The 22312-nt window shown below is 35.7% G+C and carries 23 protein-coding genes and 1 pseudogene; 7 read left to right on the top strand and 17 right to left on the bottom strand.

Features of this window, described 5'->3' with window-relative positions; all coding sequences use genetic code 11:
• Positions 1 to 487 precede the first annotated feature (487 nt).
• A complete protein-coding gene (locus H4J41_RS11315; RefSeq protein WP_182134746.1) occupies positions 488 to 904 on the top strand; it encodes a type II toxin-antitoxin system HicB family antitoxin in 417 nt (138 codons plus the stop codon).
• A 138-nt stretch (positions 905 to 1042) separates the two neighbouring features.
• On the top strand, positions 1043 to 1780 hold the full coding sequence (gene pepE / locus H4J41_RS11310; RefSeq protein WP_404842471.1) for a dipeptidase PepE: 738 nt from the start codon (positions 1043 to 1045) through the stop codon (positions 1778 to 1780).
• 562 nt (positions 1781 to 2342) lie between these two features.
• Here pepE and H4J41_RS11305 read toward each other — a convergent pair.
• The gene (locus H4J41_RS11305) at positions 2343 to 2846 is read right to left on the bottom strand and encodes a hypothetical protein (RefSeq protein WP_182135710.1); all 504 of its coding nucleotides are present in this window, start codon (positions 2844 to 2846) and stop codon (positions 2343 to 2345) included.
• A 633-nt stretch (positions 2847 to 3479) separates the two neighbouring features.
• Here H4J41_RS11305 and H4J41_RS17830 point away from each other — a divergent pair.
• Positions 3480 to 3632, top strand: a pseudogene (locus tag H4J41_RS17830) (IS3 family transposase); the annotation flags it as partial.
• 424 nt (positions 3633 to 4056) lie between these two features.
• Here the strand turns inward: H4J41_RS17830 and H4J41_RS11300 are convergent.
• The 6 genes from H4J41_RS11300 to bioB all read right to left on the bottom strand — a co-directional run bounded on the left by H4J41_RS11300 (position 4057) and on the right by bioB (position 9551).
• Positions 4057 to 4620 (bottom strand): YSC84-related protein, encoded by a 564-nt coding sequence (locus tag H4J41_RS11300; protein WP_182135711.1) that lies wholly within the window; start codon positions 4618 to 4620, stop codon positions 4057 to 4059.
• 428 nt (positions 4621 to 5048) lie between these two features.
• Positions 5049 to 5567 carry a hypothetical protein gene (locus H4J41_RS11295; RefSeq protein ID WP_182135712.1) on the bottom strand — a complete coding sequence of 173 codons (519 nt, stop codon included), beginning with the start codon at positions 5565 to 5567 and terminating at the stop codon, positions 5049 to 5051.
• Between the two features lie 278 nt (positions 5568 to 5845).
• Positions 5846 to 6523 carry a dethiobiotin synthase gene (gene bioD / locus H4J41_RS11290; protein WP_182135713.1) on the bottom strand — a complete coding sequence of 226 codons (678 nt, stop codon included), beginning with the start codon at positions 6521 to 6523 and terminating at the stop codon, positions 5846 to 5848.
• Positions 6524 to 6616: 93 nt separating this feature from the next.
• Positions 6617 to 7402: a malonyl-ACP O-methyltransferase BioC gene (gene bioC, locus H4J41_RS11285; RefSeq protein ID WP_182135714.1), complete on the bottom strand. Its 786-nt coding sequence runs from the start codon at positions 7400 to 7402 to the stop codon at positions 6617 to 6619.
• Positions 7402 to 8565, bottom strand: a complete 1164-nt coding sequence (locus H4J41_RS11280) for an 8-amino-7-oxononanoate synthase (protein ID WP_182135715.1) — start codon at positions 8563 to 8565, stop codon at positions 7402 to 7404. The genes bioC and H4J41_RS11280 overlap by 1 nt, the downstream gene beginning before the upstream one ends.
• Before the next feature lie 5 nt (positions 8566 to 8570).
• Positions 8571 to 9551 carry a biotin synthase BioB gene (bioB, locus tag H4J41_RS11275; protein WP_404842470.1) on the bottom strand — a complete coding sequence of 327 codons (981 nt, stop codon included), beginning with the start codon at positions 9549 to 9551 and terminating at the stop codon, positions 8571 to 8573.
• Positions 9552 to 9797: 246 nt separating this feature from the next.
• Between bioB and bioA the strand changes: the two genes are divergently transcribed.
• On the top strand, positions 9798 to 11102 hold the full coding sequence (bioA, locus tag H4J41_RS11270) for an adenosylmethionine--8-amino-7-oxononanoate transaminase (protein ID WP_182135717.1): 1305 nt from the start codon (positions 9798 to 9800) through the stop codon (positions 11100 to 11102).
• A 40-nt stretch (positions 11103 to 11142) separates the two neighbouring features.
• Here the strand turns inward: bioA and H4J41_RS11265 are convergent, their stop codons facing one another.
• Positions 11143 to 11511: a hypothetical protein gene (locus tag H4J41_RS11265; protein WP_259363072.1), complete on the bottom strand. Its 369-nt coding sequence runs from the start codon at positions 11509 to 11511 to the stop codon at positions 11143 to 11145.
• A gap of 139 nt (positions 11512 to 11650) precedes the next feature.
• Between H4J41_RS11265 and asnS the strand changes: the two genes are divergently transcribed.
• From asnS to H4J41_RS11250, 3 genes are all read left to right on the top strand, one after another.
• Complete coding sequence (asnS, locus tag H4J41_RS11260) at positions 11651 to 13051, top strand: asparagine--tRNA ligase (RefSeq protein WP_182135719.1); 1401 nt, start codon at positions 11651 to 11653, stop codon at positions 13049 to 13051.
• 716 nt (positions 13052 to 13767) lie between these two features.
• On the top strand, positions 13768 to 14013 hold the full coding sequence (locus H4J41_RS11255) for a type II toxin-antitoxin system CcdA family antitoxin (protein WP_182135720.1): 246 nt from the start codon (positions 13768 to 13770) through the stop codon (positions 14011 to 14013).
• The gene (locus H4J41_RS11250) at positions 14013 to 14330 is read left to right on the top strand and encodes a CcdB family protein (RefSeq protein WP_182135721.1); all 318 of its coding nucleotides are present in this window, start codon (positions 14013 to 14015) and stop codon (positions 14328 to 14330) included. The genes H4J41_RS11255 and H4J41_RS11250 overlap by 1 nt, the downstream gene beginning before the upstream one ends.
• Before the next feature lie 153 nt (positions 14331 to 14483).
• On the opposite strand, the gene H4J41_RS11245 is transcribed toward H4J41_RS11250, so the two are convergent.
• The 9 genes from H4J41_RS11245 to H4J41_RS11205 all read right to left on the bottom strand — a co-directional run bounded on the left by H4J41_RS11245 (position 14484) and on the right by H4J41_RS11205 (position 22281).
• Positions 14484 to 14738: a hypothetical protein gene (locus tag H4J41_RS11245; RefSeq protein ID WP_220460876.1), complete on the bottom strand. Its 255-nt coding sequence runs from the start codon at positions 14736 to 14738 to the stop codon at positions 14484 to 14486.
• Between the two features lie 277 nt (positions 14739 to 15015).
• Entirely contained in the window at positions 15016 to 15420 is a 405-nt protein-coding gene (locus tag H4J41_RS11240) for a hypothetical protein (RefSeq protein WP_182135722.1), read from the bottom strand.
• The gene (locus tag H4J41_RS11235) at positions 15413 to 15652 is read right to left on the bottom strand and encodes a DUF1272 domain-containing protein (RefSeq protein WP_182135723.1); all 240 of its coding nucleotides are present in this window, start codon (positions 15650 to 15652) and stop codon (positions 15413 to 15415) included. Before H4J41_RS11235 ends, H4J41_RS11240 begins: the two co-directional genes overlap by 8 nt.
• A gap of 213 nt (positions 15653 to 15865) precedes the next feature.
• Complete coding sequence (locus tag H4J41_RS11230) at positions 15866 to 16267, bottom strand: hypothetical protein (RefSeq protein WP_182135724.1); 402 nt, start codon at positions 16265 to 16267, stop codon at positions 15866 to 15868.
• An 83-nt stretch (positions 16268 to 16350) separates the two neighbouring features.
• Complete coding sequence (locus H4J41_RS11225; RefSeq protein ID WP_182135725.1) at positions 16351 to 17139, bottom strand: hypothetical protein; 789 nt, start codon at positions 17137 to 17139, stop codon at positions 16351 to 16353.
• Between the two features lie 264 nt (positions 17140 to 17403).
• Positions 17404 to 19818: an AAA family ATPase gene (locus tag H4J41_RS11220; protein WP_182135726.1), complete on the bottom strand. Its 2415-nt coding sequence runs from the start codon at positions 19816 to 19818 to the stop codon at positions 17404 to 17406.
• A gap of 125 nt (positions 19819 to 19943) precedes the next feature.
• Positions 19944 to 20672, bottom strand: a complete 729-nt coding sequence (locus tag H4J41_RS11215; protein WP_182135727.1) for a hypothetical protein — start codon at positions 20670 to 20672, stop codon at positions 19944 to 19946.
• Between the two features lie 475 nt (positions 20673 to 21147).
• Complete coding sequence (locus H4J41_RS11210) at positions 21148 to 21321, bottom strand: hypothetical protein (RefSeq protein ID WP_182135728.1); 174 nt, start codon at positions 21319 to 21321, stop codon at positions 21148 to 21150.
• Positions 21322 to 21528: 207 nt separating this feature from the next.
• Positions 21529 to 22281, bottom strand: coding sequence for a hypothetical protein (locus tag H4J41_RS11205; RefSeq protein WP_182135729.1), 753 nt, complete (start codon positions 22279 to 22281; stop codon positions 21529 to 21531).
• Between the last annotated feature and the right edge of the window lie 31 nt (positions 22282 to 22312).

Raw genomic sequence — 22312 nt, 5'->3', positions numbered from 1 at the left:
TCTTTTAATCGTCAACTTTATTAGTCAGTTTTATTAGTCAGTTTTATTAGTCAGTTTTTACATCTTATAATGATATTACCCTGTGCTAATTCAAGCCAAAACTCACTAGTAACAGTAAATATAAAATGTCATAAAAGGCCGGTACTACCAACTCAGCAGTAAAATCAATCATTATTGCTGAAATTATTTCACTACATTCTTGCACCCAATAACCCTATAAATAACCTTTTTTTTAAATATCAGATTTTATTAAAAACATAATGAAAAAACCCATGATAAAAGAATCATCTCAGTTGATAGACAATATTAAGGTAAGTGAATAATCACACCGTTAAAATATAGAGTTATTGGAGTTGTCTTTTTTCGATCGCAAGGAGTTACCAGGGTTGCTACTCGCTTGTTAATGGTAACCCTGAGGGTTATCTATGCATTTACAGATGGAGGTGTTGGGGTTATGCTTGGTAAAGATAAGATAAAGGACAAAGCTATGAAATATCCAGTCTTGGTTTTACGCAATAACGATGATAAAAATTACCTGCTTTCAGTTGTGGATTTACCGGGTTGTCAGGTAAAAGCAGCAACCATTGACGAGGGCTTTTTATTATTAAATGTCGCCATGATTTCACACTTAAACATATTGGTTGAATACGGTGAAAAAGTGCCACAGGCAAAAACTATTGAAGAGCATATGTTGTTATCTACTGCCGCCTCACCTATTTGGGCCATGCTTGATTTTGACATTGTCCCCTACATGGGGAAAAGCCATAAAATCAATGTAACCTTACCTGAACTATTAATAAAACAAATTGATGATCGGGTGGCTAAATCTTCAAATTACAAAACACGCTCTGGTTTTATTGCCATGGCATGTTTAACAGAGTTAGCTAATACTAAACACAATTAAACGACTTCAAACTAACGTTTGAGGTCGTTGTTCTGGCTGAGTTATATTGAGTATAAAAACCAATAATGGTTAAAATTCTCCTTATAAATCAAGTGACATGATACCACTTAATGAATTGAAAAGGCTAAAAAATTGACTATTGAAAATGCAAACTTACTACTACTAAGTAGCTCTCGTGTTGGTGATACAACCTACTTACAACATGCATTGGCCTTAATAAAGGCAAAGCTTATGGGTGTTAATGAATTATTATTTATTCCTTATGCCGGTGTGACAGTCAATTACGATGACTACACGGCAATGGTGCAAAATGCATTAACTGAGCTAGGCATTAAAGTAACCGGTATTCATCAGTATGCTGACCCCGTCAGCGCAATTAATGCCGCGCCAGCAATAGCGGTTGGTGGTGGCAATACTTTTAATTTATTGCATCAGTTATATCAAAACAAGTTAATTAAAGCCATTCAAAGCAAAGTAGCACAAGGCACGCCTTACATAGGCTGGAGTGCAGGTTCAAATATTGCGGGACTTTCTATTCGCACGACAAATGATATGCCTATTATTGAACCTGAAAGTTTCAATGCTCTGCAACTTGTTGATTTTCAGCTGAATCCACATTATACCGACTATAACCCTCCGGGTCATAATGGCGAAACTCGTGCACAACGTTTAGCCGAATTTATGGTGCTAAACACGACTACACCCATTGTTGCGATTGTCGAAGGAACCGCGTTAGATATTAAGCAAAATACCATTAAGTTAGTATCGGGCTTATCTGATACAAAAGGCTCAGCAACTGAAGCTAATGGGTTTTTATTTAAGGCAGGTAAAAAAACTGTTATCACCACTGAAGATAACTTAGATTATCTTTTATAAATTATAAACTAGATATAAGTGATGTATGTCATATATGTGATTTTCAAATAAAGCTTACTAAGTTGAAGCTAGCAGTGATTTTCGCTGTAGTGGCATAATTAATTTTGCCACTACAAAGCGGTCGCCACAGTGGTTATTTGTCGTAATATATTGTCTTTCTAAAGATTCTAAGCACTAAATTCTTAACAAACCAGCACTAGACTTATCGACAAAACCTTGAATCACTGTTGCCAATAGATTTTCATATCTATATAGGTAATCCAATACCCGTCATGTTCATTCTCATAATGCTCTAAGCAATGAAGCATACATTTGAATACGTTTTGTATGTGTTCACTTGGTAGGCTCAAGTAAATTTTAATGGTTATACTCTGATTATAAATTATTTTGCATTGGTTATATTTCTTAGCACTTGAAGCGGCTAACTTCAGGTGTTTGAGACAGCTAGGAACTTGAAAAATAAAGCTATAGAATGATATTTCTACCACTAAATCATCAAGTTCCTATGAATAAAGGAAGGTATACTAACGTTTATGTTTACCTAGCTCCTGTCTCCTCTGCACTATTTTCCATCATCATTATCATCGTATTCATGTGATTTATCTTCCTCTGCATTATGATTCATCATTTGCTCCATCATCATTTGCATCATGTTCATGTGGTTTTCCATCATGCCCATACGTTTTTCCATGCTCATTTCTTTACTCTTGTTCATTTGTGCCATGCCGCCTTTGTCTCCCATCATGTCACCTTTGCCGTTCATCATATGCATGTCTTTTGGCATCATCTCCATGTGCTGTTTCATCATTTCCATATGTTGCTCCATCAATTCTAGATGTTTATTTGGATCCGTTTCTTTTTTAATCTTTTCCATCAATGATTGCATCTCTTGCATATTTTGATGCATTTTCATCATTTGCTCATGACTCATCATTCCCATCATGCTGCCCATCATCTTACCTTCATCTTTCATTTCAGCTTTCATTTCAGCTTTATGATTATCAAAGGCAAATACCGGTGAAGCCAATACACTTGCTATAACTATTGCTTTAATTACTGTTTTCATGAGTTCGTCCTTTTTTCATTGTTGTAGTATTAAATTTTTTCATACCAAATTTAGAGTCTGCTTAAGGTTATTATTCAATTAACGATAGTGAACAATCTTAAAGCTTTACTACTTCATTCTTTCCTCACATTGTTATCTATTAATAGCAGTAGTTATTAATAGATAATCAAAGTCCTGAAACTTTGTGATAATTTACTATTTCTACGTCAAAGTTCGTTTATTGTTTTAAGTGGTGTTGCTTTTAACTGATATTGCGTTACTTCTCTTACAGCTGAATCACCATTAACTTATTTAATTTTTTTATTGGTTGTTAACAACCATAACCAAGTTTAAATTTCAGTATAGCGTTGCCAAAAACTTATGCTCACTTCTTTCCATTAGTATCAACATGAGTGTTTTAGCTTTGTATGCTATATGTTCTTGCCCAATTTATGGGGATATGAAGGTTCTCTTATTAACCCTTAAGTTTTCTTTATAGTTACGGTTGTCGACTGAAGCATAGAGCATGGGATATAGAATGAAAGTGCAATTTTTTTGATGCGTCAACAGTGACTATTTAGCAACTACAAGACAAATAAAAACAGATAGTTAACTTAGCTGAGGGAATAATATGTTAGCCACCAATATTGTTGATTGCTCAAATCTCATGGGTTTATGGATAGCAATAAGTAAAAAATTTGATGTTGGAATAATGTCATTGCTGAAATTTTATTTAATAGTTTAAAGCAGGAACGCCTTCATTGGCAAAACCATGAAACACGTTACCAAACACAGCAGGATGTGCTGAGTTAAACAATAATCTAGTACGACAGCCACTGACTTCATTCTTATCTGGGTTATCCTAGGTTATCAAAGTCCAAATAAATTTTAATGATTAATTAGAGTATTATAAATGATTGCTTAACTGAGGTAGTTGAATCAGTCAGACCATGCCAGCCTAGTAGGTTTGACAGCTACGTGGGGCAAAAAATAAGATGACAAAATGAATTTATTGATGACTAAATTTTAATCCAAGGTAAATTTTATGCTTATTAGCACGTACGGACAGTTTTTACTTTACAGATTGATTTTAAAATAAATTTTTAACTGCCGGCACTTATAACAGATAAAGTAAAATCATATTCAAAGGTCCCTTTGTATTAAAAAAATGCCCCTGTAACCGTTTTTGTTATAGGGGCAAAAAATATACTAGCGAATGCACTAAATAATTTTAATTTAGCTCACTATCCTTCCAGAACTTAGTTCCTTTAATCGTAGCTTGTAGTGCTAAACCATTTTCGGTGAAAGTGTATACGGTAACGTCACCATAATATATTTCACCTTCAACTGATGCACCCTTATTGCCTGCTTTTGCGGCCGCATCTGCATTACCACCAAAGGTCCAACCTTTATTAACAAAGTTGTTCATTGCTTCATTGGTATGAAAAACCATTACGATACGGTAGTCCTTAACACCAAGTCCTAAGCCAACGCCTCCTTCAGCCATATTCATATAAATATATTTACTTGTGTTCATATCTTTTACGACGCCATAGCCTGTACCTGCTGCGATCAGTATCAAATTCACATTGGCATTAGAAAATACCGCGTAACCTGGAGCCGCGTTTATTTGTGCGCGAGTGTCGGGTTTATTAGCAAAAAGCTGGGTTAAGACATTATCTTTCATGGTAAGTATCACTTGCTGCTTTTCCATTTTACTACCTGTCCCCATGGACGCGCACGCCACTAAGGTAAAGCAAAGAATTAGACAGGTTAAATTTTTAATCGATAACATTTTTTATCCTCTTCATTTCAAGTTTATATAACTTAACCTTATGCTATTTTAATAACATACAACGTTATGTTTAATATATGATTTCAATTAGTGTCCGTAAAATGCGCCACAGACTTAATATTAATAATATCACTATTTGGTTGATTGCTTAAATCCGTAATCGATGCAGGATCATAGACATCAAGATCAACTGCACTAGAAGAAAGAACCAAAGTGAATGCACCAAAGTGAAAGCACCTACAAGAATACATGCGGAAAAATTGATAAAATCAAATTAGATACCCTTGTAACGGCAGGAAAGTAGGAAAGTCAAAGATATGGTATGACTTACCTACTAGTTATCAAATTAGTATTAGAATAGTTATTTGCCAAATACTGCTTAATTCTTTATTTCAAGCAGGCAGAATGGAGCTTATTCAAATACCAAGTTATTTTATCGGCACCATAATATGAGCATATGGAGTATCTCCCCACATAACAAATGGTCCTCCTGATTGAGGATCTCGAGTTATTCCTTTTAGCATTTCTTTGGGAACAATGATCATTAAGTGGGGACCTGTTTCTGTATAATCATGAGCCTTCTTATGATCAGGATGATACGGCGTCGCATTACTCACTCCCGAACCAATATCACCTTTTAACATGTATGAAATGCCAATTCCTTTCGTCTTAAAATCAGCTTTAGAACCAACCGCACTCATCATTTCCATCCAAAGGGCATCATTACACATAGGTGCTTTATCTCCTGGCATAGTGTCAGGCATACAAGTCCAATCGTTAGTACCTTTTTGTAAAACTTGTCCGTCTGAATCAAGGATAGTCGCTTGTTGACTTATAGACGGCGGTGCAGCGGCCATGGCCCGATTGATTTTGGTTTCGCTTGACTCTGCTAATACCGCAAAATTAACAGACAACAAGGATATTATTATAAGTATTGTGTATTTCATCTAATATTTTCCTTTTTTATCATCTAAAGTTATAACTCAATAATTAAGTTACAAGCATTAAAGTATAGGTTAAAAAAAAATCGTCGTTAATAATACCTGTAATTTTGTGCCTTGCTTGGTCGGTTCTTGAATAACAAGAACCGACCACTTTGCGGTGTTGGTGGTTATAATGTGAGTTAATATAAAAAATTATCTACAATCAAAAACATCAATAAAAAATTAAATTTTCTTACTGGGTTAACCAATGTTTACTACTTATAAAAATGAATAGACAGACGTTAAATCAGTGAGGTTAATAACCTAATATCTATTCGCTGCGCTGCTTTAGTTATATCTAATTCAAAAGGTAACTCTGCCAATTTAGGTATGGGTAGTAGTGTAGTCAACTCACTAATATTTTCTGCTAAATAAGGCATACTTTCTGGACAGTTTGCTATCCAGCCCAAACAGTTTAGACCATCAGCTACAATTGACTGATAGGTTAACACCGCATGGTTTAAGCAGCCTAGTTTCATATTCACCACAAGTACAACATCTTGACAACTTGCTTGCACGAACGCTGATAAATATTGCCCTTGCCCTAGTGGTAACCGCCAGCCACCGGCGCCTTCACAAATTACAACATCAGCAGCCAAAGCGGTAATTTGTTCATAGCCACGTTGAATATCGGTTAAGCTTATGGCTTGTTGCAGCTGAGCTGCAGCTATATGTGGTGCAATAGCTTGTTCAAAAGCAATCGGGTTAACCTGAGAAATCATTTGTTGGCAATTAGACTGTTTTAGTAATAACAAAGCATCGTTATTAACTAACTGATGATTAATGCGCTCGCAACCCGCGGAAATAGGCTTATAGACCGCTACTTTTTTATTATTGGCCACTAAGGCATGTACAAGCGCTTGGGCTGCGTAGGTTTTACCAGCGTCTGTGTCGGTGGCGGTAACAAATAGCTTTAACATAATAGGTCACTCTTAAAATTCAATCATTGTTTTTATGATTGGCTGTTTATCAGGTTCTTAGGCTTAATAAGACACAAAGAACAGAGACAAGGCTTAATCTTTTAATTTAACCACTAGCCCAGATAAAACTTTATAAGTAGCAGGATATATACCATTGGGTTGCAAAAATTCTTGATAGTTTTGGGTCATTTTTTGCCATTTATCTTTACCCGCAAGTCCTTTGCCCTGCTTTTTAGGCAGATGATTAGCGCCAAGGCTTTTCAACTCATGGGCTAAATGTAAAACATTTTCATACGCTAAAACAATATCTTGCTGCTTAGCGTGCAATAGCTTTCGATCCGCGCCATCAAATAACGCTATAATTTCACTTTCTATTTTAAAATCAATTACGTGTTGATCATTGTCAACGTGCGCCCAAGCAGACTTTAATTCAAATAAAGTCCCGTCAATTAGCGTACTAAAAGCAAATGAACCACCAGGTTTTAACACCCGTATTATTTCATTTAATACTGGGTCTAGCGGATCACACCATTGGATCATTAGGTTTGAATAGACAAAATCAATGCTGTTATCTTGCAAGGGTATTTTATAAGCGTCTGCTTCAAGCCAATGAATACCCTTATTGCGATTATCTTTGGCAAAGTGCAGCATTTTTTTTGATACATCTAAACCAATAACTTGTCGGTAACGACTTGATAGCAGCTCAGTAAAAAAACCTGTACCTGCGCCCAAATCTAAGACGGTTATATCATGGCTATTAGGTAACCATGGCATTAAATGCTGGCCACAATAACGTTGTAAACGTGCTGAAACATCATAAGAAGTCGTGGCCGAGCCAAAAGATCTCGCTATTTTAAAACGGTTAGTCTTTTCAGACATTATGCTATAACCTCGTTAATACAATTAGCTAAGTAATTGATATCTTTAATTTCATGACTCGAGGTTACAGTTACGCGTAACCTAGAACTATTTTTTGGAACCGTCGGAGGACGAATAGCACTGAGCCAAATGCCCTTATCTCGAAGTTTTTGACAAACATCAAGTGTGGCCACTTCATCACCAATAACGATGGCGTGAATTGATGAGGCATTGTTAATAAGTTGAACTTTATGGCTTAATTTTGAGGCGAGTAATTGACTTAATTCAACAATTTTTTCTCGACGCCAATTTTCTGTTTGAATAATTTCAATACTCTTTTTTGTTGCCCAAGCTAAGGCCGGAGATATCGCGGTGGAATAAATATAATGCCGAGAAAAATTAACTAAATAATCAGCCAGTAATTCATCACAAGCCACAAAAGCGCCGCTAGTGGCAATACTTTTGCCAAAGGTGGCCATCACAATATCAGGGACTGCGATACTGCTACTACCTTGGCCTTTATCACCGACAACACCCATACTATGTGCGTCGTCTAGATATAATAAAGCTTTATGCTCTTGGGCAATTTTCGCTAAATGAGTTACGTCAGCCTGATCGCCGTCCATACTAAAAACCCCTTCTGAGACAATAACTTGGTTTAACTCTTTACCGTCATCATTAGCCTTAGCTTGGCCTTGTCTTAAAAAGCTTTGTAGTTGTTCAGTATCGTTATGTAAAAAGCGTTTTACTTTAGCGTCACTGGATAGCGCACCATCAATTAATGACGCGTGACTGAGTTTATCTAAATACAGCTCGCAGCTTTTATGACCCAAGGCGTGCATAAGCGCGTTATTAGCGGAAAAACCACTGGCAAACAACAAACATTTAGCTTTATTAAGCCAATCACAAATATCGTTTTCTAGTGCTTGATGGGCATAAGAGTAACCGGTAATTAAACTTGAGCCACTAGCACAAGTACCGAATCGCTCGGCGCCAGCTTGCAATGCTTGGTTAATTTTTGGATGATGATTTAAACCCAGATAGTCATTTGATGAAAAGTTTAAGTAACTTTTATGGTCAATGTTGACATAACGGCCATTTTGCTCAGCAACACACTGACGCACACGATAACGTGCGCGCTGTTTCTGCTCGGCAATAGTTGTGGTTAAGAAATCAAACGCCATAAATATTAATTAACCGCGTTATAAAATAGATCGCTATTTTTTTGATCAACCACAGCGGTAGTAATTTTTGCTTCGTCTGCTGCTGAACTGGCAATGGTTTCAGTATTAATACCTAAGCGGTTAAATAACATCATATCTTTATTGGCTTCAGGATTACCTGTGGTTAATAATTTACACCCGTAGAATATTGAATTCGCGCCCGCTAAAAAGCACAGGGCTTGCATTTGTTCATTCATCGCGTCGCGCCCTGCTGATAAACGCACATGGCTTTTTGGCATCATGATGCGTGCCACGGCAATACAGCGAACAAATTCAAAATGATCTAGGTCTGCAACATCAGATAACGGCGTGCCTTCAATTTTTACCAACATATTAATCGGCACACTTTCCGGTTGCGGTGAAAGGTTAGCTAATTGTGCCAATAATGACGCCCGGTCTTTACTTTCTTCGCCTAAACCTACTATGCCACCACTACAGACCTTCATGCCTGAACTTCGTACATTAGATAAAGTGTCTAACCTGTCTTGAAAAGTACGTGTAGTGATAATTTGATTATAATGCTCTGGTGATGTGTCTAAGTTATGGTTGTAGTAGTCCAAGCCGGCACCTTGTAACTCATCGGCTTGCTCAGCAGATAACATGCCGAGTGTCATACAGGTTTCAAGTCCCAGTGCTTTTACACCTTTAACCATTTCGACCACTGAAGGCATATCTCTTGCTTTTGGGTTACGCCAGCCAGCGCCCATACAAAAACGTGTTGAACCTTGATCTTTCGCCGCTTGCGCCGCTTCAAGCACTTTACTCACTTCCATCAAGCGCTCTTTATCAATGTCAGTTTTATAACGGGCACTTTGAGAGCAGTATTTACAATCTTCTGGGCATGCGCCGGTTTTAATCGACAACAAAGTACTCACTTGTACTTCATTGGGATTAAAGTTTTCGCGATGAATAACTTGCGCTTTAAACATCAAATCATTAAATGGCATGTCAAACAGTGCTTTAACTTGGTCTGCTTGCCAGTTATGGCGTACTTCACTACTACCTTGGTTGGTATTATTAACTTGGGTATTAACGGCGGTATTAACGTTGGTATTTGAGCTAGATTCACTCACCGCTGATGTTTGCTGTGTCATAGTTATTCACTCGTTTGTCAATTGCATCTATTAATATTAATCGGTAGTCTATGCATCAACTCAAATATGTCAACCAAGCTAACGAAGTAACATTTACATATGAACACTAAAAAAACAGAAAACCTTGAATTTGATAAAAACCACGTTTGGCATCCTTATACTTCTATGTCGAAACCATTACCTTCTTATCTGGTCGAATCTGCCGAAGGTGTTCATATTACCTTGGCCAGTGGTGAGAAACTTGTTGATGGTATGTCATCGTGGTGGTCTGTATTGCACGGTTATAATCACCCCGAATTAAACGAGGCCTTAATAAAACAGACTGAAAAATTTGCCCATGTGATGTTTGGTGGTTTAACCCACGAACCGGCGATTGAACTTGCGAAAACACTCATTGAGCTGACGCCTGAGGGCTTAAATAAAGTGTTTTTAAGTGACAGTGGTTCAGTGTCAGTAGAAGTGGCGTTAAAAATGTCGATACAGTATTGGCACAGTAAAAATAAGCCTGAAAAGCATAAAATACTCACCGTAAGAAATGGTTATCACGGTGATACGTTTGCCGCTATGTCGGTATGCGACCCCGTTAATGGCATGCACCAGTTATTTGAACCTGTGTTAATGAAGAATTTATTTGCTCCCGCACCAACAACTCGCTTTGATCAAGCATGGGATGCTACCGACGTTGAAGCGTTAACCGCCATGTTTGCACAACATCATGAGCAAATAGCGGCCTTTATTATCGAGCCAATAGTCCAAGGTGCGGGTGGCATGCGTTTATATCATCCGAATTATTTAAAAGCCTGCCGCAAACTTTGTAATCAATATAATGTTTTAATGATTGCTGATGAAATTGCCACAGGCCTAGGCCGAACTGGCAAGTTATTTGCCTGTGAATGGGCAGATATTAGTCCCGATATTATCTGTCTAGGTAAAACCCTCACCGGTGGCTACATGACACTGGCAGCCACCTTATGCACTGATGAAGTGGCCAATACTATTAGTCATGGTGAAGCGGGCTGCTTCATGCACGGACCTACCTTTATGGGTAACCCGCTAGCTTGTGCCCTTGCTAACGCCAACCTTAAAATATTGAAACGTAATCAGTGGCAACAACAAGTAACTGATATTGAGCAGGTTTTTAAGCAACAATTATTGCCTTTAAAAAATCATCACAGGGTTCAGGATATAAGAGTGTTAGGCGCTATAGGGGTAGTTCAAAGTACTGAGCATGTTGACATGGCCGAGATTCAAAAGCGCTTTGTTGAGTTGGGCGTATGGATACGTCCTTTTGGACAACTTATCTATATTATGCCGCCATTTATTAGCGATAAAACACAACTCAGTTTACTGATCAATGCCATTAGTATCGTATTAGATGAAGATAAGTGTTTTAAGCGCAACTAACCCCCTTGTTAGCGCTGCGCTATAAAATAAGGTTGGCGACTTAATAAAGTTGTACCAATATAAAACTGACCCAAGCGATGGTAATCACAAGTAACAATAAAATATTAAAATACTTACCATCGTTTTTACGCCGGCTACGGTAATTATCAATGATTAAACAAAAATAACTACTTAGGGCACTTAGCAATAAAACAATGTATAAATAGCCGGTCAGTGGTGTCTGCCAAATTTTTCTAATTTCAATATTATGGTAACGCAAAATGCCATAGTCGACATCAGGTGCCGCATAATAAGAAACAATGATAGCGCAAACAAACAAGCTCCAACCAAGGATAGCCAATACTCTTAACGCATAAGTCCATAAATCAGCAGCATTCCTGCGCTCTTTGCCCGATATTTCATACTTCATACCGCTTTTCATCCCTAATTTCACGTTATTTTTTTATAAAGACCCGATTTAAAAATTTTTACTTGTTAAACCTTACAAGCAAGGTAACATAGCACCCCTTAAAATTTGAGTACATTTTTGACAAAAAAGAGGTTTGTAAATGTCAGTCATTGCCATTACTGATATCTTGGCAGGAAAATATCCTGTTAATGAATCAATTACTATCCATGGTTGGATCCGCACACGTCGTGATTCAAAAGCAGGTATTTCATTTTTAGCGGTACATGATGGTTCATGTTTTGACGCTATTCAAGCAATTGCTCCGAGCAATTTGGATAATTATCAGACTGATATATTAAAACTTACTACAGGTGCTGCAGTAAAAGTTACCGGTATTTTAGTTGAATCTCCAGGTAAAGGTCAGTCGTTTGAGCTCCAAGCAGAACAAGTAGAAGTATTAGGACTTGTTGAAGACCCTGATACCTACCCAATGGCAGCAAAGCGCCATAGTATCGAGTTTTTACGCGAACAAGCACATTTACGTCCACGTACTAATATAGGTGGCGCAGTAGCACGTGTGCGCAATACCTTGGCACAAGCAGTACATCGTTTTTTACATAGCAAAGGTTACTTTTGGATCAGCACACCATTAATTACTGGTAGTGACTGTGAAGGCGCTGGTGAAATGTTCCGTGTTAGTACGCTTGATATGGAAAACTTACCGTTAAATGATGAAGGCAAAGTGGATTACAACCAAGACTTTTTTGGTAAAGAAACTTTCCTAACCGTTTCAGGTCAGCTAAATGTTGAAACTTATTGTTGTGCGCTGTCAAAAGTGTATACCTTTGGCCCAACATTCCGTGCTGAAAATTCAAATACGACTCGTCATTTAGCTGAATTTTGGATGATCGAGCCCGAAATTGCTTTCGCCGATCTTTCTGATGCCGCTGATCTTGCTGAAGAAATGTTGAAGTATGTTTTCCAAGCCGTGCTTGATGAACGCGCAGACGATATGGCTTTCTTTGAACAACGTGTCGATAAAACGGTTGTAGAGCGTTTAAACTCAGTGATCAACAACGACTTTGTGCGTTTAGATTACACTGACGCGATTACCATTTTGGAAAACTGTGGTAAGAAGTTTGAAAACAAAGTGGCTTGGGGCGTTGATTTAAACTCAGAGCACGAACGTTATTTAGCTGAAGAGCATTTTAATGGTCCGGTAGTGTTACAAAACTATCCGAAAGATATTAAGTCATTCTACATGCGTTTAAATGACGATGGCAAAACCGTTGCGGCTATGGATATTTTAGCACCAGGTATTGGCGAAATCATTGGTGGTAGCCAACGTGAAGAACGTTTAGATGTGTTAGACAAACGCTTAGCGGAAATGAATTTAGATCCAGCAGATTACAGCTGGTATCGTGATTTACGTCGTTACGGCACAGTGCCACATTCAGGCTTTGGTTTAGGCTTTGAGCGCTTGGTAGTTTATGCAACGGGCATGCAAAACGTGCGTGACGTGATCCCTTTCCCAAGAACGCCTAATAACGCGGCTTTCTAAGTTAGTATCATGCAAAACTAAAAAACCCTCAATTGAGGGTTTTTTTATTTACAGTTAACTTACCAACCATACCCACTAGATATAGACTTACTAGCTAAAAACATTTTGATGTACCTATACTAATCTTGTTATAACTTAATAACTTTCGAGATGAATGATGTCAGTCCTAGCAACCAATCATCATCAATCCATGATATATAATTCTTTGTCAGCTGAAGCTAAGCATAGGTTTATCCCAAAACCTAAGTCCTAGTTTATTTGCTTGTTATACGCACTTTGAACTATTCTTTGTCAAATAAGTGCCAAGGTATAAAAATACAAACTGTACTAAATATAAAGATATAAACAGCTTTAAATGAATAGATATCATCTATTCCGATAAAAACACCATCTTCATATAAGTTAAAATACAAATAAAACCCCATAGAAATAGAGGCTAGTAAGAAGAAAAACCTAAATTTAAAATCCTTTTTTAAGTAACCAATTATGAATTTAATACTCAAACTTCCTGCACATATAACGAGCTTGTAGAATAACTCGTTTATTATGAATTCCCCCTAAAAATCGGGGTACCAAAAGCATTACCTATATCGAATAAATTGTCTACAGCGTGATACAGGAACATAAAAATTTGTCCTGCTTGAATGGCTTATATGCCCTTTACAATACGCATTAGAGTGCGCATAATAAACACAATGATTACTTGGAGACATACTATGCAAGCATTATACGATATTGAAGCCCCTAAAAAAGCAACAAACCTTAGCTTAAATAGTGACTTACTAAAGAAAACAAGAGCACTTAACATTAATTTATCTGCAACTTTAGAGCAAGCACTAAAAGATAAATTGAAAAGTATTGAAGCTAAAAGATGGGTAAAAGAAAATAAAAACGCTATAAAAGCCTACAATGATTTTGTAGATGAAAATGGCTGTTTTGGTGACGAGTTTAGAGAGTTTTAATGGCACAATTTGAGGTATACATAAACCCAAGTAAAAAAAGCAGGGAAGCATATCCATATATAATTGATATCCAAAATGCATTAATTAGCGATCTCGCAACGAGAATTGTGATCCCTTTAGGGAAGCTTAATCATTTTAGAAATGAAAAGATGGATGGCTTAACTCCAGCGATAGAATATGAAAATGAACAATTCATTTTACTCACACCACAGATTTCATCAATGCCAGCAAATTTACTCAAAAACCCTGTTGGCTCAGTTGTATCATTAAGAGATGAGATTATTGCAGCGATCGACTTTGCTATTACGGGCATATAACGCCCACATTAACGGGCCAAGTGTTGCGTGTCACGTTGAATTGCTTATGTGAATTTAATCTCAAACCTCTCATCATAATTATGATGAGTTAAAGACTCTTTAATTTGATCTATTTCTTCTAGTTGAAGCTTTCGTAAGTTTATTTCGTGAGAGCTAAACCGAGCTTTTATTTTTATGGTTTTTTTCGTGAAATGTAACGCACTCGAGAGTATTCATATGCTCTTCAGCTATATCTAGGTCTTCAAGACTAACTTTTGTACCGCGCTCTTCTTCAGGCATAATAAATTCACAAAACAATGTCCTGTGCAAGAGAAGCGTCTTTATATAACCTTCTCCAATATCGAGAGCAAAGGAAATAATTAAGTCATTCTCCGTCTCTTCAACATCCATAAAACTAACGATATCCATCGACATCACTCCTACTGCTCGAATTATTCACATAACGAGCTTGTAGAATAACTCGTTTATTATGAATTTCCCCAAAAAATCGGGGTACCAAATGTATTACCTATATCGAATAAATCGTCTACAGCGCGATAAAAAAACACAAAAATTTAGTGATTTCGGCTGAATTAGTTATTCTACAGCCTCAACGCCCAGTTAAGAGGCAAAATTTAATTGGCTAAAATATCAAGCGGGACAAAAACAGCCAGCTTATTTTTATTTAACAGCATGTTATGTGTACTTAACGCGAAACCTGATATTTTTTTAGTGATGGTAGTTCACAATCAATTGTTGTTATATAAATATTGCGCTCAGTCCAAAACACCTCTAGATCATACAAGCAGAACGAATATTTACTGGCGTCTTCTACCCATTCATCATCAACTTTAACTGATACGGATGTGAATAATTCATTATCATTTTCCCACCAGACTAAAACCAAATAATCACAACCGGAACCATCATGAAAAATGACGAAAGCTGGAGTATTAATCCAGTTGATATTACGTGCTGCTTTAATTTCATTGAGTCGATATAAATATTTAGATTGGTCGACTAAACTATTACAGGCAGAAATAGTATAAATTTTAATACCAGTTTCATCTAACCAATCAATTTTACCCTCTATATTTCGAGATTTAAACATGCCTCTTCTCCTTTAATACTCGTTTAGTTGATGCAGGATTTTTTTTCAATGCCGCTAAAGGTCGGATGGGTCGTTGAACCAAGTTACCTAAGCAGTTTGGGCATATACTCTTTAATATTTTTTCAGCACACTTAACGCAAAATGTGCATTCAAATGTGCAAATAACAGCTTCATTCGATTCAGGTGGTAAATCAAAATCACAATACTCACAATTAGGCCTCAATTCTAACATTTAGAACTCCCTTCTATAGATACACATAACGAGCTTGTAGAATAACTCGTTTATTATGAATTACCCCTAAAAATCGGGGTAAAAAATGCATTACCTATATCGAGTAAATCGTCTACAGCGTGATACAGGAACAAAAGAATTTAGTGATTTTGGCTTAATTAGTTATTCTACAGCCAACTAAATTTTGTCCTGTTTTAACAGCTTATAAGCAAATTACACTACGAAATATGGTTCGTATTCAATAGCATTGCAACATTCCAGCCCAGTAAAATTCGAATGTAAATTAAGCCATTGCTCATTGTGCCGCATATAAGAGAGGTTAAACTTATCCTCCCCCGCATATACTAACCTCGCAAATTTTGTTTCAAAAATTGGTGAAATAGCATCTTCCCCACAGCTTTTATATTTAGCATAAAAATACAGTGAGCTTCCCCGCCATTTAATAAATATATCTACAAGTTTATTGAAACTTGGGTTATTTAGCTCTGGTTTTATGTGTTTAGGCTTTAAAGTGTTATCGATTAAATCACATGCAATTTTACTAACTTCATTTTTCATAGCATTTGTAATTTTTTCTTTAACTGTTTTAGATGTAGATATTTGCCAATTTTTCATTTTATTTTGCCAAGTTTAATTATTTACCAACGCCCACTTAATCGGACAAAAATAGTTGGTTAAAATGTGTAGAAAAGCGGAACCTAACCAACTGCTTTATTCCGTTTGAAGTTCTTGTTATGTTTTTCTAATTCCATAAATTGGTGTTGAGGAAAGTATTTTTTACATGAAACCCTAAGTTTATCAAACTTACCTTCTAAGCCTTTTTCACTCTCTTGAACGTTGTGTATTAAAACCTTAACCGAATCATAAGCTCCTTTGAATACATGGTAAGGTAATAATTCTTCATATTCATCCGTATTACTCTTGCGATCAAGTAATCCTTGTTTGTTCATATTTGGCTGTAATTCGTTAATGTAATGTTCGTGTCTAACTTTAAGAGATTCAATAGTTTGTATAAAACCATCTTGTTCTACTGATATTTCCATTAGGAGCATTGGATCATTAATTAAAATTAAGGCTATTTCATTTATATCAACAAAAACTTTCTCATTGAAGTTCTTTTCGGCTGGCATTTTGAAAGCTTGTTCATCAATATTATTATAACGATTCAACAAACGTTTTATGTTTCCAATTACATTTAGTTGGAGAGCAATATTGAGTAATGCTTTATTCAGGATTGCTACTTTTTCATCAACTAATATTTCATTTTCACGAGATAGCTTTTTATCTTCTAGTTTTGCATTAAATCTGAATGCCGCAAAAGCACCGCATAAAGTAGCTATTAATATCGTAAAAAATCGAGTGATATGATCAAAACTTGAAGGAATTAATTTTTGCTCTATAGCTAGACATGAAAAATACCAAAGGACTAATGCACCTATTCCTATGATTACACCTGTAACAACAGGGTCATAACGATAATTACTCATTGATTATCCGCAATCTCCATACTGAACGAAAAACATAACAAGCTTGTAGAATAACTCGTTTATTATGAATTCCCCCTAAAAATAGGGGTACCAAATGTATTACTTATATCGAGTAAATAGTCTACAGCGCGATACAGGATCACAAAAACTTAGTGATTTTGGCTGAATTAGTTATTCTACAGCCTCAACGCCTCGTTAAGAGGCAAATAATAGTTGGTTAAATAAGCGACGAAGGAGCATTTTTTGTCCTTGTTAAATTTGTTGTTAGGCACTGACTTCACCAACACTTTGGACTAACGACACATATTGTTCGTGATCATGTTGTTTTATTTTATCCAAAATAAATTTAGCAGCCGTATGCATTTCTGGAACCTCTATTGGTGTTGAGCCACGTTCAAATACACCTGCTAAATGAGAATACTCGTTATTAATTCTATCGCTGAGGATTGCAGGGACACTTTCTTCTCCGAAAAATGATTTCAAAGTTGTCGGGTTCATACCTTGATCAGGATATTTGTAATACAGATATATCTCAAAAAACTTTCTAGCGTTATTCCCAAAGTTATAGAATGTTGTGTAGTTATCATCGTTTATTGCAGTTATAGCTGCACACTTATGAATCTGATGGAATAAAAAATTAAACTCCGTTACATACTCTTTCAAATATTTAGGCATTAAAGAAATATCACTGGTTTGATCTGCTCTATTAATTATGAAATATTGTGATTTATTTTTATTTGATGCACCGGGAAGTCGTTTAAGGTATTTTAAAAAATCTAAATTATGCGTTGAAATGAACAATTGCTCAAAACGATTTCTCTCTTTAACCTCGCCTGCATCGTCATATTTTTCTGATGTGACAATTTCAGCATTAATCAGGCTGTAGACAAAGAAAATATGATTTGCATCCAGACTTGAAATAGGATCATCTATCCAAATAATAGGCTGATTACCTTTAGTCTCTATATCTTTAAGTTTCGCCATAAAGTAGCAGAAAGCGATTAAACTACACTCCCCTTCACTGAGATGGTAAGCTTTTTGATCATTACGAGTTACTTCAAATCGATACCCTGTACGAACAAGAGGAGATGTTTCCTCAATAGCTTTTAAAGAAAGTGATTGATGCCCAAAAAAATCATTTAGATATTCATTTACTTGATCCGCGCCCTTACTTTCATCTTTTAGTTGAGCTTTTAAACTACTTATCTTCTTTCTTTTGGCACTGACCTCTGCATTTTTAGCTATTTTCAATCTAAGAGCTGTCGTTTTATCTTCTTTGATTTTTTCTATTGCCTCGCATTCATCAACATAGGTTATATCGTTGATAAACGTAAATACTTCGTGTAATCGTAGAGCGTCACGTGCTTTAAACTGCTCGCTACTTAATGATGAGGTTGATTGATTTGCTTTATATCGGTATTCCTCGAATGAAGTCCTAATATTATTCAATTCAATCTCTACGGTAATAGGCTCTTCAAATAATACATCTTTAAATATATCTTCTATTCGGGATTTAACTTGAACTTCTATCATATCGATAGTTGCTAGGTAACTTGCGGTACGCGCAGAATAATTTTCTTTTAAAATATCTAAGTCTTCACGAAAATTAGAATAAAAGTCTGAATTATTAATTTTCAATAAATTTGGGAGTCCGTCTTTTTCTCTCTGTATTGAAGCTAATAAACTATTCAAAGCTGAACGAAGACTTTCAGATTCCTGATTGAAATGTTTATCTAATTTATCCCAAAGTTCTGGTGGCAAATCATTCCCACAAAATGCGCATTGTTCTCTTTTATCTTCATGCTGTTTTCGTCCTGACCGAACCCAAGCAGCAAGGACACTGTCATTCAGTAACTCTTGTATAGGGGCAGATGCTTGAATCTTTTTTTCTATTAATTCTTTAGCCTGTAAAAGTATTGAGGAGTACTTAAGATTAAAAGGAGGTGATTCTCTAACTTCTTCTTTAGGGACTTCCTTAAGAAGAGAAAGGTTTGTTAGTACACTTTCATCCGTAATAGGGGAATAAGAATCCTTAATAACTTTCTGAATATCAATTTTTATTTTGATCAGGTTGTAATTGGCATTCCCAAATACTTTGTTATGCTTTATTCCGCTACCTGCTTTGTTTGCTTTGTCACGTAACTTACTTTCTAAGGCAGATAATCTTCTGTTATAAGCATTTTCTGCTCTAGAGTTTTTTTCATTTGCCTCAAGAGATTTTCCAATAAGACCACTTTTATCCTCATCACTCCCAAGTTCAATTTCATTAGTTTTTATTTCTTCCTCAAGTCTAGCATTGTCGTCACCAAGGATTGCAAATGAATTAATAGTCTGTTCATCATCAGTGATAAATCGTAAGTTGTCTCTGACAAAATCTTCATTAAATACTCTAATTACATTGCTATGTGTCGTTAATGTATGTTGTGTAACATTGCTTCCATCAGCAAAGCTAAACTTAAATTCAGGGGTTACGTACTTATCCGAGAGCACACCTATTTCAGCCGATCTAATGATTCTTGAAAGCGTTGTTTTCCCAGAATAGTTTCTACCGTAAATAACATTAATATTTTTAAAATCAGCAATGTTATTACCTTCATCTCTTACTGAGTTCGACCATTGGAAATTTTTATAAACAGCAATATTTTTGATGTTGTCTATTTTTAATATTGGTGAAGACATCGAGTGGACACTCCTTGACTAGTTTAGGTGCCTAACGCCCAAATAACAGACCAAATAACAGACCAAATAACAGACCAAAAATTGGTGACCAAAATCAGTGAGGCAAGAGCAATGGCCACCAATCTTTAGTCCTTGTTGATTTGCTTGTTAGGCATTTTTAATAGCTTGTACTTTTGCTCAACACATCCAAATTCAATACTTTTAATTAGTAAGTCCGATGCTTTTTTATACCCAACAACTAATAACAAAGCACCAATAGCGGAAAATAGTACTAGGAAAAATGTGAGCATATTTTCTGAAATAGCATCTTTTATTGATTGCCCACTAGATTTCATTAAAAATCTTAATTCAAAATTAAATACAACAACATAAAGAGTCCAAGAAGCACCTACAAGCCACTTATAAAATAAGACTCTAGAGCATACTCTGTCATAAATTTTCTCTATATTTTCCTCTAATAATTCAACTTTATCTATTGAGTCGATGCCTTCTGCTTCAATAATTTGTGTTGTTTTTTTTACATGGGCACTACTTACCCCAAAATATGAATATGTACTTGGGACTGCAAAAATAACTAAGATCATAGGAAAATAAATACAAAAATTTATCATCAAGAATGAATATTCGTGATTAATTCCAAAGTTTTTTTTTGCCATTGTTACTGCAATCATTAATAAAAATGCGATAACAGCCCATAGCGAAGCAGGTTTTAAAAATTCACCTAACCCTAGCCATAAATATTTTAAAGGAAACACAATGTATCGAGTAAAAAGACTCCATAATTTATTATCACTTGGAAGATTTAAAATATAACCTTCTGTTTTTTCCAAAATATTTTGCGTGCTCTCAAACATGATACTAAACCTTAAATGCCTAACGCCCAAATAGTGGGCTAAAATGGAGCGAAGCGAACAGCCCACTGTTTTTAGTCCTGTTAATTTGCTTGTTATATTTTTAATTGCTCAAGACTGTTTTACTTTTGCGTTTAAACCATTTAACAAAACTTTTAAGCATATTATCAAAAGTATAAATGCACACTGAAAGCAGAATTAATATTGCAAATGAAAATTTATCAAATGAAAAAATTTTCTTTTGTTACATCTACACCAGAAAGCTCAAGCAACGCTATTGATAAATATATTGCGATTAATGTTTTTATAAATCTCCAATAAACATCCTCATTTTTCGACTCATCAATAATTAAGACACCTTAATTCGATAAAAATATAACGCTTTGCTAAGGGGCAAATAATGGTTGGCTATACTGTGCGAGGCACGAGCGCGGCCAACTGTTATTTGTCCCGCTTGAGCAACTTGTTAGCTGGTAAATTACACTTCCCTATAGCCATTTGTTGCATATAAGCACTCAGCATATAGATCTAATAGCTTTTTACGGTATGTAGATGAATCATCATAGAATTTTTCTCTGTTTGCAATATCCATTGCCATTTCAAGAGCTACAGATTCTTTTGATGCAACTTTTAGTTCGGATTGTTCTGACATATTTCCCTCCTAGGGAGTTATTTGAAAAGATAAGTTTTAACTTCAGGTTGTTTTGAATATGACCAATTTTGCTTACCAGCTAACAGCTTATTATTTTTTATATAGTTAAAAGTCAATTAATAACAACAACATAAACTTAAAATAAAATATAATGTAGACAATATGTAGTCAATGGGCTGTTATTTTACCTATGACTTTTTTCTTCTACTATCTTGCTTCTAATTTCATTTTGTCAAAATCTTTGCTGTAGATTAATGAACAATTATGAGTTGATGAAAACTGAGATATAATACCCTCACACACTTTTTTTGTTGAGCCAAACCATTCGATACGAGGAATATACGTTTTTGTCCTAAGTGTCGGACAGGAATTCATTTCAAAATATACCATAGGAATGATTTCATTTTCTGTGACCACCACAAAATCAGTTTTTGGAATTTTATCTTTAGGTATAGCTGTCATGAGTGTATTGGTTAACGTAATGAGGCCATCGAGTAATCCTCTCAAATTTCTAGCTTCAGTTCTCATTAAAAGCCTCGCAAGAAAATGATCGGTTAAAAGACACATTAAAACTTTTTGTTGCTTCATAGTCTTTGTATCAAAGTCGTTGAATATAAGCGGAGTATATTGGAAATCATTAGATATGTCGGGATGAGAAATACGTTGTCTCAATTCAAAATAAACAGTATTGATAACAGGAGGAATAGTTGGTCTTATTGTTTTCTTTATTTTTTTATCCGATCGTAAAACCAGCACTGAATCTGTAGCATCTAAAATAGGAGTTATAATTTTATTTAAATTATATTTTTTTCCCTTTGGAGATTGAGATGTCTTATCGCCAAGGTTTTTAAGATTAGAAACAGCCTCTCGTTGAGCATGTTTCATCCAGTTATACACTATGGCTTTGGCATGACTTTCATCACGCAAATTATCTGGACGACTAATTGAATGTTGATTCATCCGTTCTTCCCTGTTAGTACTGACGAACAAC

The sequence above is a fragment of the Colwellia sp. MB3u-45 genome, from assembly GCF_014077005.1.
Taxonomy (GTDB): Bacteria; Pseudomonadota; Gammaproteobacteria; order Enterobacterales; family Alteromonadaceae; genus Cognaticolwellia.
Note: the sequence above shows the minus strand (reverse complement) of the source record. Positions and strands in the feature narration are given on the sequence as shown.